This window comes from Candidatus Cyrtobacter comes (assembly GCF_034470605.1).
Taxonomy (GTDB): Bacteria; Pseudomonadota; Alphaproteobacteria; order Rickettsiales; family Midichloriaceae; genus Cyrtobacter; species Cyrtobacter comes.
On the sequence record NZ_JARGYT010000102.1, the window covers coordinates 1 to 4,079 of the forward strand.

At 32.7% G+C, this 4,079-nt stretch carries 1 protein-coding gene; it reads right to left on the bottom strand.

What is annotated here, in order from left to right; translation table 11 throughout:
- Positions 1–88: 88 nt before the first annotated feature.
- On the bottom strand, positions 89–3,313 hold the full coding sequence (locus Cyrtocomes_RS05520; protein ID WP_322498192.1) for a hypothetical protein: 3,225 nt from the start codon (positions 3,311–3,313) through the stop codon (positions 89–91).
- Between the last annotated feature and the right edge of the window lie 766 nt (positions 3,314–4,079).

A 4,079-nucleotide genomic window follows, 5' to 3' on the forward strand; every position in this document is an offset into this window, starting at 1 on the left:
TTCGCTAAACTCAAAGAAAATCGACGCTTAGCATTACGATTTGAGAAATCCGATCTCTCTTTCCTTGCCTTTATAGCTTTAGCATCTATTAAATACAACCTTTGTTAACAGTGCCTATCTCTTGCTCTATACAGGATACTATATCTTCTTTTAGAGAGGTAAAATCCTGTAGTTTAGCTTTCTTATCGTGTAATTCTATGCGAATATAATGAGTGCCATCATTGTGTAATGAATAGTGAGCGCTAACCTTGCCAACATTATGGATATAAGCTTCATCATCAGCAGATTGCAAACCGCTGTATAATGAGTTGATAGCTTTTTGGGAAAAATTTTTCACAAAATCATACAGCTTTCTTTCTTTATATACCTCTATATTTATAGGCTTAAATGTTGATCTTATTCGGATCAATTCTTCATAACCCAATAGCTCAAATAATGAATACTTATTATATGCATTCATAACTGTATAAAGTTTATCGCCACGATAATTTAAATTTTTACATATACCCAAACCTTCAAACCCACTTGTAACCCACATCATCTTTTTTGATTGATAAAAAGGAAATTTGTACCAATGACCCAGCATTGAATCCATATCACCAAGTGAAGCCACTTTACCATCCCTTGTTATCTTGATTGTACGATGTATCAAGGCCCAATATTTTATATCCTGTATATGATGACCAACCTTGTCATCTAAATAGTATACCTGATCATACATCATGGATAATCTACCATGCTCTATAATATAATCACCATCATCCTTGTGTTCATGAGAGCTCATATAATGAATAAAAGGCATAAGATCTTGTATGTTAATCTTTGGGTTTTGCTCAACCATCTCTATGTAATTTTTTCGATCCTCTATAAATGAGCTTTTTTCAGTAAAAGTATGCCACAAAGGACCTGTTATTTGTTTAATATTCTCCTGATTATCAAAAAATACTTTATGATCCATTATATAACCAACTAGCTTTTTTAAGTCAGATATATTCCTGGTAGCGACCGCGAGTGTTTTATTAGTTATTAGTACGATCATTGATCTAACATTCTCCTGATCCTCAAAAAATGCTTTGTGATCCATCATATAATCAACAAGCTCTTTTAAATTAGATATAGTGTAAGTGTAAACATCATAACCATAATAGATATTATATTTATAGTATATTCCCTTCAGTATTGTGATTACCGATGCAATATTTTGCTGATTCTCAAAAAACTTTCCCCTATTAATCATATAATTAGTCAGTTCTTTTAACTCAGATATAGTGAGACTCCATTTTAATTTCTCTGTGATGCTGGTTACTGATTTTACACATTCCTCATTATGACAAAACCCTTTTTTCTCAATAACAAAATCAATCAGTTCTGTTAAGTCAGATATTTTGGGACTTCTTAGTTGCTTCGCCATTCTTATTGTTGCTTCAAAGCTCTTCTGATCATTGAAAAAACCTTTATTAGATCCCACAAAGCTATTAAGCTCTTCCACACTGTGACCATTATCATAAGCATTAATGTTACGTAGTACTTGAAGTATATCCCTGACTTGCTGAGTGTATTGACCTAATAATTCATTATTCTCCACTATGAATTGCATTAATTCTTGAGGATTGAAGAATGGTGAGCGCTCTAAGCCCTCATGTAGAGATGATATTAGTCTAACATTTCCTTCATTAAACCAAAAATCTTCATCCTGGACCATAGATTCAACTATTGGGCCGATATTGAATAGGCTATGTGCATCCCCTAAAGCATTATATACCTTGGCTAATTGTGCAATGTTATCTACGTCTTCGAAAAACTCTGAATATCGTTTAATAGATTTAATAATATCTTCAATGCAAGAAGAATTAATGTGTTTTAGCGCTTGTGTTATGCTAAGCAATAATTCGGCATTATGCTGATCAGTAATAAATTCTGTATTATCTGCCATAATACTAATAAACTCTTTAGCCTGAGACATGTAAAATGCTTTACTCCTCACGGAGCCAACAATACCAGTATAATTTAATGCAATTAGTATGCTTGTTGCCAAGTCAATGCTCGCCTGATGATAATCAAAAACCACTTGCTTCTCTACCATATGATCAATCAGCGTTATAAAGTCACCTGTATCAAAAGTGAGTGCCTTTGCCTTTATCATATTTATTACTAAGTCAACGCTCGCTCGATGATCATTAAAAAAATCTCTCTTCTTTGTCATTACATACTCAACAAGCTTTTGAAAGTTAGATACATTGAATATATCTAATTCCTGCGCTATGCTTATTATATCATCAAAAAAATCTCCTTCCTTTGTCATTACATACTCAACAAGCTCTTGAAAGTCAGATACATTGGGTATATCTAATTCCTGCGCTACGCTTATTACTGTGCCAAATCTTACATGATCATTAATAAAATCTGTGTTAGATACAACAAAGCTAGTAAGCTCTTTAAGTCTAGGAGAGCTTACTACTTGAAATATACTCTTGATTTGTGCAGTGTATTGATCTAAAAACACCCTATGCTCTGCTATGAATTGCACGAGTTCTTTAGCGTCTGAGAATGGTGAGTATTTTAAGCCCTCATGTAGAGATGATATTAGTTTAACATTTTCTTCATTAAACCAAAAATCTTCATTCTGAATCACAGATTCGATGAGATCGTTAGGAAATAAGCGTCTAGGTAACTTGCATAAAGCGTTATTATATACCTTAGCTAATTCTTCAATCTTTGTTTCGTTGCTCCAAAAATCTGGATATTTCTTCATATAGTGGATAAGATTTGGAAAGCCAAAAATATGAGAGCATTGCAATTTATTTGAGATATTTATAAATTGTTCAACATTTGCTTCTTTGGTCCAAAAATTTGGATATTCCGCCATATCTTTGATAAGATATGTGATGCGATTAAGATCAGCGTCTTGTAATTTATCCAAAATATTTATGAATTGTTCAACATTTGCTTCTTTGGTCCAAAAGTCTGGATATCGCTCCATGGAATAGGTAAGCCTTATAATCCACACATTATCAATGTCTTGTAATGCATACGATAACATCTTCATTATTAATTGTTCAATTTTGTCCTTATTGTTCCAAAAACTCTGTTCTTTCATCATCCACCGCACAATCTTTTCAAGATACTGAGCAACATGTATATTATCAAATTTATATTCACTAAGTATTTCATGAAGTCGCACATCAAGCGTTTGAGATTCATTTTGTAAATTTGCATTGAGCACTCCTTCTGCATGAGAATCTAATAACCCGCTATTTTTAATTTCTTCTTGCTGAGACGCACCTATATTAGTTCCATCCTTATAATTTTTCATACAACTTAGATTGATACAGAATGATTGCGTGGCATTAAAACGCTATAATGCGGCGCTATTATAGCGTTTTAATAGGTGACAATCTAGTAATATACTAAAATATTTTGCGTATCTCATTGAAGTGAATCCTTCAGCGGTATTTTAAATTAGGCATTTCACGTTTTAAGTATGTAAGTTGAATTTTAAATCCTTGCATCCTGTCAATAAACAAAATATGGAACTGATTTAGAGCCAAAGCCCAATAGTAATTAGGCCGCTGAATAAATCTGTCACTGATTTAAAAGGATTTCTTATAAAGCCAAGCATCGCACTACCATGCTAAGAAATGGATAAAATAATTCAGGATGTAAAATGATAGCAATAGATATAAACGTGCTTGTTAGATACATAAGATAATTTAGAACAAAAAATCTGTTGAGTTACTTGAATCTTACAAAGGTATTGCTGAATCAATCTGGGTATTATGTGTAAGTGGGACTCAGGCAAAATGAGCTTTATGGATTTGATCAAAAGAAGGCCTCAAGGGCGATTTATTTATATTGATTATACTTTATTTCATCAGGAGCGCACAAATCAAGGAGGCGTTAAAAAGATCAAGCTCTTGATTATTATTGAGCTTTTAGAATCTAAATTCTAGGAACAAAAAATAGATTACAATACCTTGTACTATAGTAAAAGCAGTTGAATTACGATCAACTAAAAATGTATAATTGCCTGATGCAACACATTACAACGCTCAATTTGTTGTTTAATCCATCTCTTAGCC